Raw genomic sequence first — 19456 nt, forward strand, 5'->3', positions numbered from 1 at the left:
ATTTTTTTTGCTTTAAGATGAAATAAATTTGAATAAAAATCACAATTTAATGTTAATGAAAGAGTGATTTTAGAAGTAATTTTTCATAATTTCGGCGTTCATTAATAGTAGAAAAAATTAACCCCAAATTCATTATGAAAAAGATTATTACCCTTGCCGTTTTGCTTTTTAGTTTTGTTTCATTTGCACAAATTAAAGTACTTGAAACTGTTCCAGTTGAAAAATTAGGAAAAGTAAATAACAACTATATTCAAAAAATTGGAGATGAATATACTGTTTATTATACTAGTATTGTGAGCGATGATGAAGATTCTTCAAGTTTAAGAAAATTCTCTTTTAAAAACGTTAATAACGATTACGCAAGTCTTTACAGTATCATTATGAATGGTTTTAATGCAACTCCATTATATGATATTAAATTAGAATTGCCTAACAATTATATTTGGTTGCATTACACAGGAAGTACTTTACCTGAAAAATCTACTGTTCAGTTTATGGTTTCAAGCAAAGATGCTTCTTCTGGTTCAAGCAATGTTTCTGAACCTTTCGTAAAAGATCAGATTAATAAATTATTTCAAAAATAATTTACTTAAAAACATAGAGTTAAAAAAGGCTATTCAGTTTTATGAATAGCCTTTTTTGTATCACATGAAATTTTAGAAATATCATTTTCTAAAATTTTTATGATTATGTTTTCGCTTGTAATGAGTTTGTTTCAGATGTTTTTTATCTTCAGAAATAACGCTAATTGTGCCGTCAATTTCAAGCATGCACAGCTTTACATCTGTAAAATGCTCTAAACCATGTTCTCGCATAGCTTCTTTCAATTCGTCTTTAGAAATGTCTAATTTAGTTAAAGCTTTGAAATCTAACTTTCCATCATGAATTAAGACTTCTGGTTTGTCTAAAAGCAAATCGTTGAGGATTTTATATTTGTGCGTCAGTTTTTTGATTATAAAGTTAATCATGAACAAAACCAAAGCAGCTACCAAACCTCCCCAAAGACTGGTATCAGGACCAACCATTGCATTTTGAACGGAGTTACTAATCAGTAAAATCAGGATAATATCAGCAGTGTTTAACTGAGAAAGTTCTTTTTTGCCAAAAATTCGTAAAGCAATTGTCATGAAAAAATAGACGGCAGCACTTCTTAAAATAATGTCTAAATAAGGAAAGATCATGTTTTTGTTTTAAAGTTAAAAAAAAGCTTCATCAAAATATGTTTTTTGATGAAGCTTTTAAAAATGTAATGTTGAAATTTTGATCTTTAAGTGATTAAATTGATTCTATAATTTGAAATTCTTTTCAATTGCCTTTATCATTTCTCCGGCAACATCTTTATTGGTAGCACCTTCAATTCCTTCAAGACCAGGTGAAGAGTTTACTTCTAGTAATAATGGTCCTTTTGAAGAACGAATAATGTCAACACCGGCTACTTTCAAATCCATCGCTTTTGCAGCTTTAATCGCTATCTTTTTTTCTTCTGGAGTTACTTTGATTACTGATGCTGTTCCGCCAAGGTGAATATTTGCTCTGAATTCACCCGGCATTGCTTCACGCTGAATAGCAGCAACCACTTTACCATCAATCACAAAACAGCGAATATCTTTTCCGTTTGCTTCTTTAATGAATTCCTGAACTAAAATGTTTGCATTTAAGCTTTTAAAAGCATTGATCACACTTTCAGCGGCTTTTTTGGTTTCTGCCAAAACAACTCCTTTTCCTTGTGTTCCTTCTAATAATTTTACAATTAAAGGCGAACCTCCAACCATTTTAATTAAATTATCTGTATCCAGCGGAGAATTGGCAAAACCTGTTGTCGGAATATCAATCCCGCTATTTAAAAGCAATTGTAATGAGTATAATTTGTCACGTGATTGTGTTATGGCTGTAGCCGAATTTAAACAAAAAACTTTTAAAGCTTCAAACTGGCGTGTTAAAGCACAGCCATAAAAAGTAATACTTGGTCTAATTCGTGGAATAATAGCGTCAAACTGATTTAATATTTTTCCGCCTCTGTAATGAATTTCAGGTGTTTTGGCATCGAGTTTCATGTAACATTCCTTAATGTTAAGGAAGTGCATTTCGTGGCCTCGCATTTCGCCTGCTTCCATGATTCTTTTATTGCTGTATAATTCGGGATTACTTGCTAAAAGTCCAATTCGCAAACCGGAACTTGCTTTTTCTGAATTTTGATATAATTCTTTTAATGCCTCGGTAGTGGGTTGTCCTAATAGGTATTTTTGTTCTGGATCGACTAATACACGTCCGCTCATGGCTTCACGACCTAAAAGCATTCGGAAACCCATTGAGTCACGATTAGTCAAGGTCATTTCGATTGGCCATTTTGCATCACCAATTTTCAGACTGGTCTGAATGACATAACGATGTTCTCTAAAACCACTTGAGCTTTTTACAATTCTTTTATCAACTAACGGAGCTTCGCAATGAATGATGGTTTTGATATTATTCTGAATTGGATTAATATCGAATTTTACCCAATTTGCATCATTTTTTATAAAAGGAGCTATGTTTATAGCGTGCATTGCCGAAGTTTTGGCACCAGAATCTACACGAGCCTTAATTGTAGGGATTCCAAGTTCTGGAAATGAGCACCATTCTTCACTGCCTAAAATGACTTTGTTTTGAAGCATACGTTGTTTTTATTATAGAATTTAATAGCCAAAAATAGCTATTTGCTTTTACTAAAGATAGTAAATTGTCTAAAAAAAATTCCCGTTATGTTATGAAAACGTAACGAGAATATTATTTTGTTATAAATTTAAAACAATTTATTGATTAGTTGGCTCTTCTGCTTTGTGTATTTCTACTGAAAGTTCCTGAGAGTCATCTTTTAAATCCATTAAGATTTCATCACCTGAATGTATTTTAGAAGTGATGATTTCTTCAGCTAATAAATCTTCAACATATTTTTGGATGGCTCTTTTTAGAGGTCTTGCTCCAAATTGTCTGTCAAAGCCTTTTTCTGCAATAAATGCTTTTGCTTTATCAGTAAGGCTTAAATTGTATCCAAGTTCAGAAATACGTGCATAAAGTTTTTTAAGTTCGATTTCGATAATCAAATCGATATCAGCTTTTTCTAATGCATTAAATACAATTACGTCATCAATTCTGTTTAAGAATTCAGGAGCAAAGGTTTTCTTCAATGCATTTTCAATAATGCTTTTTGAATTTTCATCGGCCTGAGCTACTTTCGCAGCAGTTCCAAAACCAACTCCTTGTCCGAAATCTTTCAACTGACGTGCACCAACGTTAGATGTCATGATAATAATAGTGTTTTTAAAGTCGATTTTTCGTCCTAAACTATCTGTTAAATATCCATCATCTAAAACCTGAAGCATCATATTGAATACATCCGGATGCGCTTTTTCGATCTCGTCTAAAAGCACAACACAGTAAGGTTTTCTACGAACTTTTTCAGTTAACTGACCACCTTCTTCATAACCAACGTATCCCGGAGGTGCACCAACTAAACGAGAGATCGCAAATTTCTCCATGTATTCACTCATGTCAATACGAACTAAAGCATCTTCAGAATCGAATAATTCTTTTGCTAAAACTTTTGCTAATTGCGTTTTACCAACTCCAGTCTGACCTAAGAAAATGAACGATCCAATTGGTTTGTTAGGATCTTTAAGTCCGGCTCTGTTACGTTGTATAGAACGTGCAATTTTTAAAACAGCTTCGTTTTGTCCAATTACTTTATTTTGAATTAGTTCCGGTAATTTAGCTAGTTTGTTGCTTTCTGTTTGTGCGATTCTGTTTACAGGAATTCCGGTCATCATGGAAACAACATCAGCTACATTATCTTCAGTAACTTCAATTCTGTTGCTTTTAGAGTCCTCTTCCCATTGTTCCTGAGCAAGAGCTAAATCTTTTTCGATACGTTTTTCATCATCGCGAAGTTTGGCAGCTTCTTCATATTTTTGCTTTTTAACTACCATGTTTTTATTTTCACGCACTTCTTCTAACTGACGCTCTAAATCCAAAATTTGTTTTGGAACATCAATATTGGTGATGTGTACACGAGATCCGGCTTCATCCAGAGCGTCAATAGCTTTGTCTGGTAAAAAACGCTCAGACATATATCTGTTTGTTAATTTTACACAGGCTTCAATGGCTTCCGGCGTATATATTACATTGTGGTGATCTTCGTATTTGTCTTTTACGTTGTTCAAAATAGCAATTGTTTCTTCAACAGAAGTTGGTTCTACAATAACTTTTTGAAAACGTCTTTCAAGAGCACCGTCTTTTTCAATATATTGTCTGTACTCGTCAAGAGTAGTAGCACCAATACATTGAATTTCACCTCTCGCCAAAGCGGGTTTGAACATGTTTGAAGCATCAAGAGAACCAGTTGCTCCACCAGCTCCTACGATAGTGTGAATTTCGTCAATGAAAAGAATGATATCGTCATTTTTTTCAAGCTCGTTCATTACCGCTTTCATTCTTTCTTCAAACTGACCGCGGTATTTCGTTCCGGCTACTAAACTTGCCAAATCAAGGGTTACCACACGCTTGTGAAAAAGAATACGGGAAACTTTCTTTTGGATAATACGTAAAGCGAGTCCTTCTGCAATGGCAGATTTACCAACTCCGGGCTCTCCAATAAGAAGCGGGTTGTTCTTTTTTCTACGGCTTAGAATTTGAGAAACACGCTCAATTTCTTTTTCGCGTCCTACTACAGGATCCAGTTTTCCTTCTTCGGCCATTTCTGTTAAATCTCTCCCAAAATTATCTAATACAGGAGTTTTAGATTTTTTATTTGACTTATTGGCTGGATTATTAAAACTGCTTTCTTTTAAACTGTCATCTTGTCCTGAATCATCATTGTATGATTCGTTTTTTGGCAAGTTTTCTAAGAATTCTTCTTCGTTTGGAGTCATATTTAAGTATTGTTCTTTAGCTATATCATAATCTATTTTTAGTTTATTCAATAGCTTGGTTGTTGGATCGTTTTCGTTTCGTAAGATACATAAAAGCAGGTGTGCCGTACTAATCGACGAGCTTTGAAATACTTTGGCCTCAAGAAAAGTGGTCTTCAGGGCTCTTTCTGCCTGTCGGGTAAGATGAAGGTTTTTCTTTTCGGTATTTACTTCAATGCTGTGGTTGGCCGGACTCAGTATTTCTACTTTCCTGCGTAAATGATCTAAATCGACTGCCAGGTTATTAAGTATATGAATAGCTTTTCCGTTACCATCTCTTAAAATGCCCAGCATTAGATGTTCAGTGCCAATAAAGTCGTGACCCAAACGCAAGGCTTCCTCTTTACTGTAGGTAATAACATCTTTTACTCTTGGTGAAAAATTATCATCCATAATATATAATTGGTATTGTAAATTTAATGAATTAGAGTTTGAAAAACAAAAATCGTACCCTTTGAGAACTCCTGTCAGCTAATAGACAAAAAAAATAACAATAACAGCGTTAAAAAACGCTTAATTTATTAACTAAATGGCAAAAAAAAGTTGTTAATAAATCATTGAAATATCTGTAAGGAAATAGCTGAAAAAATTTCAAAAAAACGTATCTTGGCACGCTTTGAAAACTAATATAATTATTTAATATAACAATTTATGTCTGAAGGAGAAAAGTTAATTCCTATTAACATTGAAGATGAAATGAAATCAGCTTACATCGACTATTCGATGTCAGTAATCGTATCAAGAGCACTTCCAGATGTTAGAGATGGCTTGAAACCAGTGCATCGAAGAGTTCTTTACGGAATGTATGATTTAGGAGTAACATCAAGATCAGCCCACAAAAAATCGGCGAGAATTGTAGGGGAGGTTCTGGGTAAGTATCACCCGCACGGAGATACTTCTGTTTATGATGCAATGGTTCGTATGGCTCAGGAATGGAGCATGCGTTACCTTTTAGTCGATGGTCAGGGTAACTTTGGTTCTGTCGATGGAGATAGTCCGGCAGCAATGCGTTATACCGAGGCCAGAATGAAAAAGATTTCGGAAGAGATTATGGCGGATATTGAAAAAGAAACGGTTGATTTTCAATTGAACTTTGACGATACGTTATATGAACCTAAAGTAATGCCTACCAGAGTTCCTACCTTATTAGTGAACGGAGCAACAGGTATTGCGGTTGGTATGGCAACCAATATGCCACCACATAATTTAACTGAAGTTATCAATGGTACTTTAGCATACCTTGATAATAATGATATTGAAGTAGATGAATTAATGACACATATTAAAGCTCCGGATTTTCCAACAGGAGGTATAATATATGGTTATGAAGGTGTTCGTGAAGCATTTAAAACAGGTAGAGGCCGTATTGTGATGCGTGCTAAAGTTGGTTTTGAAGAAGTTGACGGAAGAGAATCGATTATTGTTACTGAAATTCCGTATCAGGTTAATAAAGCTGATATGATTAAACGTACTGCTGATCTCGTTAATGAAAAGAAAATCGAAGGTATTGCTAATATTCGTGACGAATCAGACAGAAACGGTATGCGTATCGTTTATATCTTAAAGCGTGATGCTACGCCAAACGTAGTTTTAAATACCTTATATAAGTTTACACAACTGCAGTCTTCTTTCAGTGTAAACAACATTGCACTAGTAAAAGGACGTCCTCAAATGCTGAATCTGAAAGACATGATTCACTATTTTATTGAGCACCGTCATGATGTTGTAGTTAGAAGAACTCAGTTTGAATTGCGTAAAGCAGAAGAGAGAGCACATATTTTAGAGGGATTAATTATTGCTTCTGATAATATTGATGAAGTAATTGCAATAATAAGAGGTTCTAAGAACACAGAAGAAGCACGTGAAAAATTGATTGAGAGATTTAATTTATCTGATATTCAGGCCCGTGCTATTGTTGAGATGCGTTTGCGTCAGTTAACAGGTCTGGAACAAGATAAGTTAAGAGCTGAATTTGAAGAATTAATGAAGTTAATTGAGCATTTAAAAGCTTTATTAGCTGATGTAAATTTGAGAACTAACTTAATTAAGGAAGAGCTTGAAGAAATTCGTGAGAAATATGGAGATGACCGTCGTTCTCAAATTGAATATTCCGGTGGAGATGTAAGTATCGAGGATTTAATTGCTGATGAAAATGTAGTAATTACCATTTCACATGCAGGTTATATCAAACGTACAAACTTAACCGAATACAAAACTCAAAACAGAGGAGGAGTTGGGCAAAAAAGTGCAGGTACAAGAGATCAGGATTTCCTTGAACACATGTTTGTTGCTACCAATCACCAATATATGATGTTCTTTACGCAAAAAGGAAAATGTTTCTGGATGCGTGTTTATGAAATTCCGGAAGGAAGTAAAACAGCAAAAGGAAGAGCAATCCAGAACTTAGTGAACATTGAAAGCGATGATAAAGTAAAAGCTTTCATTTGCACGCAAGATCTAAAAGACAAAGATTATATCAACAGCCACAATCTTGTAATGGTTACTAAACAAGGACAGGTAAAGAAAACATCTTTAGAGAAATATTCTAAACCTAGGGTAAATGGTGTTGCAGCTATTACAATCAAAGAAGGTGATGAGTTGATGGGCGCACAGTTAACCAATGGTGAAAGCCAAATTATTTTAGCAGTAAAATCAGGTAAACTGGTTCGTTTTGAAGAAACAAAAACCCGTCCAATGGGAAGAACAGCATCAGGAGTTCGCGGGATTACTTTAAAAGATGATACCGATGAAGTTATTGGTATGGTTACTGTTGATAAAAATGATATCAATGATTCGCAAATTTTAGTTGTTACTGAAAACGGTTACGGAAAACGTACCAAATTGGTTGATGATGATGGTGAAGATGTTTACAGAATCACGAATCGTGGAGGTAAAGGTGTTAAGACACTTAATATTACTGAAAAAACTGGAAAATTAATTTCAATTAACGCCGTAACTGATTCTGATGATTTGATGATTATAAACAAATCTGGATTGACAATCAGAATGGCTATTGAGGATTTACGTGTAATGGGACGTGCAACTCAAGGTGTTAGATTGATAAATTTAAAAGGAAAAGATTCTATTGCAGCAGTTACAAAAGTAATGAAGGACGATGTAGGGGAAGTTGTAGTTGATGAAGAAGGCAATGTTATTGAATCAGTTATTGAAAGAGTTAAACCGGATTTAGAAGTTCTTGAAGACGATGGTGTTGTGGAAGATGATGAGGACGATGATGCTGAGGAAGAAGTTGAAGACGAAGAAGGAGACGATTCTGAAGAAGAAGAATCTGAAGAATAGATAAGTTAACCACGCAAATTAAAATTAAATATACAAATTGAATATTATGAAAAGTAAATATGTAATACTTGCATCAGCATTATTGATTTCAGTAGCTACTTTTGCTCAAAAAGATCAGATAAAAAATGCTGAAAAAGCGTTAAAAGGAGGTGATGCTCAGGGAGCAATCGCACAATTAAAGGATGCAGAAAATCTTATTGTAAATGCAAAAGATACTGAACAGGCACAATATTACTTTGTAAAAGGAAATGCTTACTTAGATTTGGCAAATAAAAAAGTAGAGGAGGGAACAAATTTATCTCTTGCTGCTGAAAGTTATCAAAAATTAATTGAAATTGAAAAAGCATCCGGAAAGTTAAAGTTTTCAACACAGGCTGCAGCTTCAATTACTCAAATAAAAGGATTGTTGATTAATTCAGCTATTGCTGATACTCAGTCAAATAAAGCTGCAGTGGGTGCGAAAAAATTGTATGATGCCTATTTATTAGATAAAAAAGACACTATCAATTTATATTATGCAGCTTCAACGTATGTAAATGCACAGGATTATGATGCAGCGTTATCATTGTATGAGGAATTAAAAAAACTAAATTATTCAGGAAAAGGAACCAGTTACATAGCTGTCAATAAAGCTTCTGGTAGCGAAGATGGTTTTAATAATGCAAAAGACAGAGATTTGGCTGTGAAATTAGGAACCCATGAGAATCCTAAAACAGAAGCGATTCCTTCTAAAAGAGGTGAAGTTTATAAAAATTATGCTTTGATCTTGCTTCAAAAAGGAAGAACTGAAGATGCTAAAAAAGCTATAGCTGATGCAAGAAAAGCTAATCCCGAAGATTCATCATTAATTCTTTCAGAAGCTAATTTATATTTAGAAACTAAAGATTATGATACCTATAAAAAGTTAGTTGGGGAAGCTTTGCAAAAAGACCCAAATAATAAAGAATTAATTTTTAACCTTGGTGTACTTAGTGCAAATGCTAATAATGCTGCAGATGCAGAGAAATATTATTTAAAAGTTATCGAAATAGATCCTAATTATGCAAATGCTTATCTGAATCTTGCTGCATTAAAATTAGAGGCAGAAAAACCAATTATTGATGAAATGAATAAATTGGGTACATCTGATAAAGATATGAAGCGTTATGATGTTTTAAAGAAACAAAGAGAAAATGTTTTTAAAAGCGTAATTCCTTATCTTAAAAAAGCAAATGAATTAGATCCTAAAAACCAAGATGTTGCTAAAACATTATTAGGGGTTTATAAAGCACTTGAAATGACTGCAGAAGCAAAAGCATTAAAAGCTACAATGTAATCTGAAAAATAGTTTATAAAAACCGTCTAAAAATTATTTTAGACGGTTTTTTTTATGGTTAACTAAATTGTACTGTGATTAAAAGTTATTAAAAGGATCTTGAAGACTATGTTTTTTTACAATAGTTAAAAGAAAACATATAGCTAACCCGTAGTGTAATTCGTTTTGATGATAATTTTTCGCCAGTTCAAGTGAACCCGATTTTTCATCGGGATTATATAGAGAACAGAAAAATTAGTATTAAAACGGTTCTCGATACATTTTTTGTTTCCGTTTCTCTATACAAAAAACACTACCTATGACGTTTTTGTTTAACTAGGGTTTCGACTCCGCTCAGCCTGACAAAACAAACGTCATCTTATATTGTTTTTTTTGTAAAAAAAATTAAAGCTCGAAATGACGTTTTTAATAATTACACCCAGTTTATATGCTATATAAATTGTTATTGGTTTGGAACAACATAGAGGAGTTCAAAAAAAGAGAGGCTTGTTATTATAAACAGCCTCTCTTTTTATTTTGGAATTGCAATGTAAACGCTAAATTATTTCAATTTATTTTCAGTATCTGTGTAAGTGCCTGTAATGGTTACACCACTATTTTTAGTTACTTTTCCGTAAATTGTTATTGAAGAATTATTTCCAATAAAATTAATTTTTGCTCCACTGTTAAGTCTTAAATCTCCCCAGATTACAACAGACCCTTCAACTTGTAATACAGCATTGCTGTTAATAATAAGTTCTGTAGGGTTTGACTGTTGGTATTTGCCTTGAGCCAGGCTTCCTCTCATGTTAAAAGTACCTCCACTGTTAAGGATTAAACCATTTTGAATGGATATTGAACCACAATGTGTTAATACACCTCCTGAGTTTACTATAACAGAATTAATAGCAGTAGATCCGGCATATGATTTTTTCTCATTTGAATTTAAAATCAAATCTTTGCCCTGATTGTAGGTTCCGTATTCAGAACAGCTTGCAAACGTGGTGTTTGGTTTTTCCATTTTGATGATTTTTAAACCACCTGTTCCACTTGCTACATAAATATAATTACCACTGGATTTAACATAGTTTGATGATCCTGAAATTCCCAAGGTACCTAATAAACTAAGTTGACTTCCGGTTTGATAAACATTAAGTCCTGCTGCACCATTTGCAACGAAAGCATACCCCTCATTTACAGAAACGGCATTTGTAACATTGTCTTCTCCTGCTGTAGTTATGTTTATGGTTTGCAATTTTGAGCCACTATTGATATCGTAAACGCCCAGACCATTATATCCTTCTGAGACTAAAAGTTTTGTTCCGTCAACTTCCATTGTTCTTTTAGCACCGCTTACATCTGTAGTTGTACTAAAGTTTTTTTGCAGAGCCAGATTTGACTGATTGTAAACATTTACTCCTTTGGTTCCGCTTAAGGTTATAACTTTATCACTGCTTAATGCTACAGAGCGTAAATCAGCTACAGCTACTTTTGCTGTAATTACTCTAGTTGAGCTATTTAATTTAAATAAGCTTCCGGTGTCACCTGTTACAGCGAAATAGGATGAAGCATTTGCGGCAACATCTGTCGTTACTCTGCTTTCTAAATAGTTAATTTTAATTTTATCAGTAAGTAAACCAGAACTCAGTTCCATGTTGATTACTATAGAAGGATTTACTAACAATGGATCAGTATCTATATCTTTTGCTGCTCCAATGATTAAATTTCCATTAGAATAGGTAAGTGATGTAATATCAGTATTGGCAATTAAAGCCGAGGTTACTAATTTTGGTTTATATGGATCCGAAACATCTATAACATCAATTGCACCTGAATAAACATCTCCTCTCATAACATAAGAAACATAAGCGTAATTTCCGTTTACAGTAACGTGACTTGCTTGTAATGTTCTTCCGTTTTTATCTACCGGTGGATTTATTTCTGCAATCTGTACCAAAGGAAGTGTTGCAGCAGTATTTGTGCTTGATATTTTTCCAGTAGTAGTATTGTTTTCAATTGAAATTACTCCGGAATTGGTATAATCAAGTCTTGTGTTCAAAGAGGTTTGATCTGAATTAATTGAGATACTGTTGATTGATTGATTGTTATTATCATCGTTATTGTCACATCCTATTAAAAGTGACATAGCCAAAAATGAAAATAAATAAACATTCTTTCTCATAAATTTATTGTTAGTTTTTAAAATTTGGTGCAAAAATAAGTTATATTATAATATTAAAATGGGTAATAATGTTAAATTTTGCCTGTTAAACTAATTGTTTTACAGGAGTTTATGTTTGTTTGTAGTTTAACGGTTTTTTCTAACATTTTATCGTAAAAAAAAGAGAGTACCAAATTTTGATACTCTCTTTTAGTCGAAATTTATAATACTATTTTATTATCTTCTATGATCATGGTCATCGTATCTGTCATGTCTATTATGCTTATTATGTTTGTCATGTTTATCATAATGTTTGTAATTTTTATGATTATCATGTCGTCTGTCATTATAGCTATAAGATGGTCTCGGTTTGTATGGTCTCTGAGGTGCACCATGATATCCTTTATAGTATTTTGTTCTGTGTCTGTCATAATACACGTATGGAGTTCTTCCGTGATAATCATTCAATACTACTTTGTAACCTGAATATAAATCATAGTTTCTGTATTGTCTTGGTAAGCGGCTTGATCTTACCCAGGTTCCTCCACCGAAATAAATAAATTGAGAGGTTCTTACATCATAATAAGATTGAATATCGGGTAAATAATAATATTCCATGTTAGTATATCCTACAGGTCCCCATACTGGAGGTGTTCCTATATTTACATTTACTGATACCTGTGCTTGCGTGGCATTTGCAACAATTAGAAATAATCCAACGATTGCTATTTTGATTGTTTTCATCTTTAATATTTTTTAAATGTTAATCTGTATGAGGATATCCATATATTGTGCCAAAATAATTTCTTTAAAAGTATTTGGTCTATAAAAAAGGATTTTATAAAAGGAATTTTTTTTATAGATTTCTGATTATTAGCTTTTTATTAGAATATTTGTATAAAATAAATTTGTTGTTAAAATAGAAAAAAGAAAGATTATTTGTATTCTACAATTTTAGGTTTTCCTAATTCAAAAGACTGAATGCCGATATCCTGAGTTTCAAAAGTATTTGTTTTAAAGATATTTTCACCTTGAAACGGGATAGTTGGATAATATGAAATTGAAAGCTGAAATGTACTAAATACCAGATAATCATTACTTATCAAAAGTCCCAGACTGATTTTTGAATAATATTTATTTTGAAGTAAACCAGAAGTGCTGTTTCCTAATACAGCTATTGAATAATTAAAATAAGGATTTAGCCTGAAGCCTAAAACCTCTTCGGGTGCATAGGTTTGAGTTTGTAATGTTAGTACCATTTTACTTTTACCATAGTGTGCTGCATTAAATCCAGGAAGTCCGTAATTTTCGTTTATTGTAAGCTGGTCGCCTATAGAATTTTCTCTATTGATTCCTATAATCATTTCAGGTTTAATGAATTGTCTTAGTTTCCAATTTCCTAATGTCAATAAATTTGTAAAATAGTTAGCTTTCAATGCAATAGAAGTCTGATAAGTTTTAGCGTCATGAAAAAAACTGCCAATCTCAAAATTAGTACTCAAAAAGCCCCATTTATAATAGTCCCCAAAAGATGCCTGAGCGCCTAAATAGGGTCGCCATGTTTTATTTTTATATTGATACCCGACAGTTATTCCATAGATTCTCCCAATAGGAACGTCTTCAGTAAATCCATTTCTAAAAATATAATTGTCTTTTACGAATTCTCGTGTATTCATTCCAAAGCCCATCAAAATTTGTTTTTCATCGGAAAAAAAATTAACAGGATCAAATGCAATTTCAGGTTTTTCAGTATAATCGATGTTTAAAAAACGTCCTGATACAATAAAATTGGTTGTTCTCTCTTCTTTTGGATTTTCTCCTGTTATATCAAAGGCTTTAGCTGCCCAGAGGTCATGAGAATTATATTTAAATGGCTGGAATTCATATTTTAAAGTTGCATCCTGTAAAGTGTCCCGTCTAAATTGCTGTCCTAAAAGAATACCGCCTGCCCATTTTGTTAACGGTGAATAAAAGGGCCGTTCGATAGAAATGCTTTTAATATAGTTGTCGTCTAAATCATTGTAATATTTGAATTTAGTGCTAATAAAAGTATTTTTGATGTTCGGGATAGTGTACAAAGCATCATGAGCATTGTGCCCGTCATCAAATCTGTTGGTAAATTTATATTCAAGCTGCTGTCCGGTACCAACAATGTTACGATCATTAAATCCAACACCAACCCGGGAACTCGATATTGAAAATTTTGGAAGTATGCTCCAGGAATCGAGAACACGAACGACAACATCAATAGAGTCATTGCTTGTGCTAACCAACTCTTCAGATATATTTACTCTGCTTACAAATTTTTGTGATCTGATAATACGTTCCGTCTCTTTTATTTTATAACTGTCATAAACAGAATTTCTTCTAAAAAGTAATAAATTCTGAATAGCAAATTTTTTAGTTTTGATGTGTAATTTATTTCCGGTTCTTTCTCCCCAATTTTTAGGAACCATTGTAGAATCGGTATCTGATTGTCCAAAAGGATCCAGGGTTATGATTTTGATATTGCGAATAATTTTTCCATCAACATCAGGCAGGTGTTCTTTTTCAACTAAAGTTTCATTTTTCTTTTTAATTTTTGAAGGCTTAAAAATTATTTTCTTTAAAAAAGTTGTGAATTTACTTTTTTCTGAAAGCTTTTTAATTTTGTGATATTTCTCGATACTATCTTTTTTAGTCTGTTTTTCTTGTGAAAAAGCGCTTTGGGAAAAATTCCAAAGGAAAAGAAAAACTAGAAAGATTTTTATAAAGTTTCGAAACATGCTAATAAAGTTAGCGTAAATTATTGATGATTCTATAATGAAGTGATTTAAAATAATAATATACTGAAGAAAAAAAAGTATTTTAATTTTCAGTTTTCAATTTTTTAATTCGCCATGTAAATCTTTTAGGCATATGATTTCCCATAACATAGCCCCAGGGTTCTAAAGATTCGATTCTGTCAAAAATAATTTTTAAAATCGCTAACAGCGGAATTGCTAAAAACATTCCTGAAATCCCTGCAATACCACCGCCAATAATAATTCCAATTATTGAAACAAGGGCGTTAATTTCAACTTTCGAATTGATAATTAAAGGTACAAGTATATTATTGTCGATTAGCTGTACAACAATATTTACAATTAGAATACTTATAATTATAGATATATCCGGAGTTCCGGTAAGTGAGGACAAAATGGTTACAATACCTGCAATCATGATTCCTATATATGGAATCAAATTTAAAATCCCGGTTATTAGTCCAAGCAGAATAAAATACTTAGCTCCAATGATCCATAATCCTAAGCCTGTTAAAATAGAAACCACAAACATTTCAAAAATAAGTCCCAGAATATAGTTATTGATAGAAATTTTTATCTGTGTAACAATGTCTTTTAATTTAGCATGGTCTTCATTATTAAATAATTTGGCAAGAAATAGAATAAAGTGAGTTTTGTATAATAGAAATAAAAATGTAAAAACAACCACGAGCATACTGTTAAATAATATATCGCTCAAAGAACCTATAGCAGTTCCTAATGTCCCGGGGCCATTTTGAACAGAATCGTTAGTTACTTTTTCTATATATTTTTTTTGTTCCCATATACTTATTTGAAATTTTTCATGAATATAGGACTGAATGTTATTGAAAAAAGAGATAGAGTTTTTCTTTATAACGTCAAAATCATCTGCAATGTCAGTTATTTGGTAAGAAAGGAATGCTAAAATTGCAGCAATACAAAGCACAAAAAAAACAACAGATACAAAAGAAGCCAGGTACGTGGGAAAACGCAATTTTGTGAGAAGAAAAGTATGCACAGGAAGTAATAAAACGGTAAATAAAAAAGCAAGCATTACCAGTGTAATTATCTCACTTCCAATATAGGTTATAGCACCAATACAAAGTAAAATTAATAATACACAAGTCAATTTTGCGTAAAAAGGTAATTTTATTGATTCATTCATTTCTTTTGAATTTTGGTAAACTTAATGTCACACAAAATTGAAACATAAATCAATTTAATATGTTCTAACTTCTTTCCTTTAGTTTATAAAATTCCCATAACAGTTATTTTGTAAAAACTTGCTTTGTTTCGCTCCAAAATACTTAAAAGAACCCTTAGTCAAAAAACTCTCTTTCTTCATATTGAGATGGCATAATTGAAATTCCTTTTTGTAATAAAAGATTATTTGGAAAAATAATTTTTTCGCCTTCTTTTGTTCTCAAATTAACATGAAAAGCACTGATATCCTCTATTTCAGCTTCAATAGGAAAATCTTTGTCGTGAATTTTTATGGTATCACCAATTCGGAAAGGAAATGAAAAGAATAAAATCATTCCGGATGTAATGTTGCTTAAAATTGACCATTGAGCAAACATAGCAACGCCAATTACGGTAGCTATTGAGGAAACAGTTATAAAAATATCTTTAGTATCAACACCCCAAATAACGATTAAACTTATAACAACCAGCGTATTCATCAATAAATGAATGTATTTGATGATTAAGTTTGTTCTGTGTTCAAGTCTTTCACTGGTTTTTGCAAATTTCCGAATTAGTTTTGCTACAATAATTCTAAGCAACATTAATACTATAAAAAGGATTATTGTTGCTATTATTTCTTTTGAATATTCTTTGAAAGAAAACATAAATTAATTTTTATTCTAAGATACTCAAATATTCATAAACTTTGGCGGTTGGCAGTCCCATAACATTGGTGTATGAACCTTCGACTTTGGCAACAGCCATAAAACCAAACCATTCCTGTATGCCATAAGCTCCGGCTTTGTCGTAAGGTTTGTAATTTTCGATATAGTATAAAATAGCTTCGTCTGATAAATTATTGAATGTCACTTTTGTAACATCGCTCAAGAGAGTAGAAGCAGAAATGGTCTTAAAACACACTGAGGTAATAACTTCATGCGTTGTTCCCGACATTGATTTTATCATCTCAAAAGCTTCTTCAGCATTTTTGGGTTTGCCTAATGCTTTATTTTGGTGCCAGACAATGGTGTCGCTGGTTACTAAAATTTCATTTTCTTTTAATTCACCTTCAAATGCATTTGCTTTTAACAATGCTAAAAAGTCTGTAATTTCAACCGCTTTTAATTCAGGAGGATATATTTCTTCAACATCTTTCAGTTGAATTTCGAAGTCTAAATCCAGATCTTTAAAAAGTTGCTGTCTTCTGGGTGAACCTGTAGCTAGTATTAAGCTGTATTTTTTTAGTTTTTCTTTAAGCATTGTATTGGATGTTTAAGGTAATAACCACAATAGATAAAATTCCGAAAAGTAAAATTAACTTCAGGACACTGCTTAAATGATGAAAATCTTTTTTTGATTTGGCAGAAAAAGCTTTAACCATAAAATAAAGTAGCGGTGCCAGAACTAAAGCAAATGAATATAAAGTGGCTATATAAAGTCCGTTTTCCAGAAAATAATTTTTAATGTAAAGTATTGATAAAATAAAGGGAATAATAGAAAGTACAGAAACAATCTTCGCTGTTCTGCTAATTCCAATTGCAATAGGCAGAGTATTCATTCCCTGGTTATAATCTCCGTTAACATCTTCAGTATCTTTGACTATTTCTCTGATAAAATTAATGATAAAAGCAAATATGGCATAATCGGTTAAAATAGAAAACAAACTCGCCATTTGTGCTTTGTTTTCAGCTATTATTGCAGGAAAAACATCAAAAACACCAATAATCAGAACGCTCATTGCCAGTAATAAAGCTACAGCAAAGTTTCCTAAAAGCATAATTTGCTTTAAGGTAGTAGAATAAAAATAAAGTAATGAAGCTAAAAAAATGAATATAGTTGCAAATCCGGGTCTTTGGATAACATTTGACAAATAAAAGCCAATTGCAACACCAATGATATTTAATGCAATATAGATGTTATAACCCATTGTTTCTGTAATCCCTCTGCCTATTACAACCTCTTTGGGTTTGTTTATTGAATCCGTTTCTGTGTCAAAAATGTTATTAATTACATATCCTGCTGCTGCAATTAAAACCGTGCTTAAAACCAATAATCCATATTGCCAGTCTGACAAGGCTAAAGGTATATTTTGTTCTTTAAAAAAAGCATAGCGGAATAAAACCTGCATAAAAGCAAGCATTAATAGGTTTTGATAACGAATGAGTTTGAGGTATTTCATTTTTAAGTTACTAAGGTTCTGAGGGGCTAAGATTCTAAGTTTTTAGGTTCAAAGAGGCAGAGGAGCAAAGGGACAAAAGGTTTTTTTAGGTTCTAAGCTTTTTTTGAAATCTTTGTCAAAGTTTAAAACTTTGACAAGATGACGTTAAGCTCATTCACCATTAACAATTCACAATTAATTAATCGTGTTGTCCGTTAAAATATTCCATCCATTTTCCCTGTACTTTCATAACCTGTTCGATTACGTCACGTACAGCACCTCTTCCGCCTTTAACGTGCGAAACATAACTACAAATATTTTTAATTTCAGGACTTGCGTCTTGTGGACAGGTTGGTAAACCTACCAGTTTCATAACGTGAAAATCAGGAATATCATCTCCCATGTACAAGACATTTTCAGGTTTAATATGGTAAATGTCTGTGTATTCTTTAAAAGTTTCAACTTTGTTTGGAGTTCCTAAATGAATATCAGTAATTCCTAAATTTTGCAACCTTATGCGAACGCCTTCATTGCTTCCGCCAGAAATAATACATACGTTAAAACCACTTTCTACAGCTGCTTTCATGGCATAACCATCGCGAATGTTCATTGTACGAAGCATTTCGCCTTCGTTGGTTACAAAAACTGAGCCGTCTGTAAGCACGCCATCAACATCAAAAACAAAGGTTGTGATGTCATTCATTATTTCTTTAAAGTGTTTTGCCATTGTGCTGTATAGATTGTGTTAGGATTTTATAAATATCTTTTTGAGTCTGATTCGTTAAATAATTCAAATGCGCTTCTATGGTAGTAGAATCATGGCGTTTTGCCGGGCCTGTTTGGGCATCAATGGGTTTTAATGTCTTTATTTTATCTGCTGTTTCCTCAATCAGGGGTTTTAAAATTTCAAAAGGAACCTGATGTTCTTCACAAATTTCCTGTCCGATTTGATACAAATGATTCGTAAAATTATTGACAAAAACTGCCGAAACGTGCAAAGCTTTTCTTTGTTCTGAACTGATTGAAAAAACGGCATTCGAAATACTTTTGGCAACCGTTTCTAAAATGGTGTAATCTGCTTCACTTTCAGCTTCCAGACAAATCGGAATAATTGAAAAATCAACTGGTTTGGCTTTAGAAAAAGTCTGTAAAGGATAAAAAACACCTCTGCGGTTTTTTGAATTTAAAACAGCAATAGAAGAGGTTCCTGATGTATGAACCACTAATCTATTTTGAAAAGGTAATTGTGCTGAAACCTCAGAAATTGCATCGTCTGTAATAGCAATAACATATAAATCGGCGTCTATTAAATCTGAAACATCAGTTACAATTTTATCAGAATCAACTAAGTGCAATAATGATTCTTTTTTTCTTGAAAACACTTGTCCAATTTCTATTCCTTCACTTTTAGCGAAAGTTTTTATTAAATGCTGCGCAACATTCCCGGAACCAATTAGCGTTATTCGAATCATATCGCAAAATTAGCATTATTTTTTTAGTGATTGGCACGCATTTCAGAGATTAAAATCAATTTGTCTGAGAAATCTGTTCTGAAAAGTTGTAATAAAAAGTTATGGTTCAACTTTTTTCTAAATTTTGACAAACGATATTGAGGATATCATTAAAATA

15 protein-coding genes are annotated in these 19456 nt (G+C 32.6%); 3 read left to right on the forward strand and 12 right to left on the reverse strand.

The features are described 5' to 3' along the window. Positions 1–134: 134 nt before the first annotated feature. Entirely contained in the window at positions 135–584 is a 450-nt protein-coding gene (locus tag FLV_RS12780; protein WP_243234358.1) for a hypothetical protein, read from the forward strand. An 81-nt stretch (positions 585–665) separates the two neighbouring features. Here FLV_RS12780 and FLV_RS12785 read toward each other — a convergent pair whose 3' ends face one another. The 3 genes from FLV_RS12785 to FLV_RS12795 form a co-directional block, all read right to left on the reverse strand. Next, positions 666–1181: a DUF421 domain-containing protein gene (locus tag FLV_RS12785; RefSeq protein ID WP_243234360.1), complete on the reverse strand. Its 516-nt coding sequence runs from the start codon at positions 1179–1181 to the stop codon at positions 666–668. A 105-nt stretch (positions 1182–1286) separates the two neighbouring features. Continuing rightward, a complete protein-coding gene (rimK, locus tag FLV_RS12790) occupies positions 1287–2654 on the reverse strand; it encodes a 30S ribosomal protein S6--L-glutamate ligase (RefSeq protein ID WP_243234367.1) in 1368 nt (455 codons plus the stop codon). Between the two features lie 138 nt (positions 2655–2792). Then, positions 2793–5339, reverse strand: a complete 2547-nt coding sequence (locus FLV_RS12795; RefSeq protein WP_243234369.1) for an ATP-dependent Clp protease ATP-binding subunit — start codon at positions 5337–5339, stop codon at positions 2793–2795. Between the two features lie 258 nt (positions 5340–5597). Here FLV_RS12795 and gyrA point away from each other — a divergent pair, with 258 nt between their 5' ends. Then, complete coding sequence (gene gyrA / locus FLV_RS12800) at positions 5598–8246, forward strand: DNA gyrase subunit A (RefSeq protein WP_243234371.1); 2649 nt, start codon at positions 5598–5600, stop codon at positions 8244–8246. Positions 8247–8292: 46 nt separating this feature from the next. After that, entirely contained in the window at positions 8293–9561 is a 1269-nt protein-coding gene (locus tag FLV_RS12805) for a tetratricopeptide repeat protein (RefSeq protein ID WP_243234374.1), read from the forward strand. Between the two features lie 541 nt (positions 9562–10102). Here the strand turns inward: FLV_RS12805 and FLV_RS12810 are convergent. From FLV_RS12810 to FLV_RS12850, 9 genes are all read right to left on the reverse strand, one after another. After that, the gene (locus FLV_RS12810; RefSeq protein ID WP_243234381.1) at positions 10103–11722 is read right to left on the reverse strand and encodes a hypothetical protein; all 1620 of its coding nucleotides are present in this window, start codon (positions 11720–11722) and stop codon (positions 10103–10105) included. A gap of 216 nt (positions 11723–11938) precedes the next feature. Continuing rightward, on the reverse strand, positions 11939–12445 hold the full coding sequence (locus FLV_RS12815; protein WP_243234384.1) for a hypothetical protein: 507 nt from the start codon (positions 12443–12445) through the stop codon (positions 11939–11941). A gap of 191 nt (positions 12446–12636) precedes the next feature. Then, positions 12637–14466 (reverse strand): hypothetical protein, encoded by a 1830-nt coding sequence (locus tag FLV_RS12820; protein WP_243234387.1) that lies wholly within the window; start codon positions 14464–14466, stop codon positions 12637–12639. Positions 14467–14548: 82 nt separating this feature from the next. Next, positions 14549–15649, reverse strand: coding sequence for an AI-2E family transporter (locus FLV_RS12825; RefSeq protein ID WP_243234389.1), 1101 nt, complete (start codon positions 15647–15649; stop codon positions 14549–14551). 154 nt (positions 15650–15803) lie between these two features. Continuing rightward, the gene (locus FLV_RS12830; RefSeq protein ID WP_243234391.1) at positions 15804–16334 is read right to left on the reverse strand and encodes a mechanosensitive ion channel family protein; all 531 of its coding nucleotides are present in this window, start codon (positions 16332–16334) and stop codon (positions 15804–15806) included. A 10-nt stretch (positions 16335–16344) separates the two neighbouring features. Then, the gene (locus FLV_RS12835; protein WP_243234394.1) at positions 16345–16929 is read right to left on the reverse strand and encodes a Maf-like protein; all 585 of its coding nucleotides are present in this window, start codon (positions 16927–16929) and stop codon (positions 16345–16347) included. Next, on the reverse strand, positions 16922–17848 hold the full coding sequence (locus FLV_RS12840; protein WP_243234397.1) for a geranylgeranylglycerol-phosphate geranylgeranyltransferase: 927 nt from the start codon (positions 17846–17848) through the stop codon (positions 16922–16924). Before FLV_RS12840 ends, FLV_RS12835 begins: the two co-directional genes overlap by 8 nt. Positions 17849–18026: 178 nt before the next feature. Continuing rightward, positions 18027–18554 carry a KdsC family phosphatase gene (locus FLV_RS12845; protein ID WP_243234399.1) on the reverse strand — a complete coding sequence of 176 codons (528 nt, stop codon included), beginning with the start codon at positions 18552–18554 and terminating at the stop codon, positions 18027–18029. Further along, positions 18538–19299 (reverse strand): Rossmann-like and DUF2520 domain-containing protein, encoded by a 762-nt coding sequence (locus FLV_RS12850; protein ID WP_243234401.1) that lies wholly within the window; start codon positions 19297–19299, stop codon positions 18538–18540. The genes FLV_RS12845 and FLV_RS12850 overlap by 17 nt, the downstream gene beginning before the upstream one ends. Between the last annotated feature and the right edge of the window lie 157 nt (positions 19300–19456).

The sequence above is a fragment of the Flavobacterium pectinovorum genome (assembly GCF_022802975.1).
GTDB lineage: Bacteria > Bacteroidota > Bacteroidia > Flavobacteriales > Flavobacteriaceae > Flavobacterium > Flavobacterium pectinovorum_B.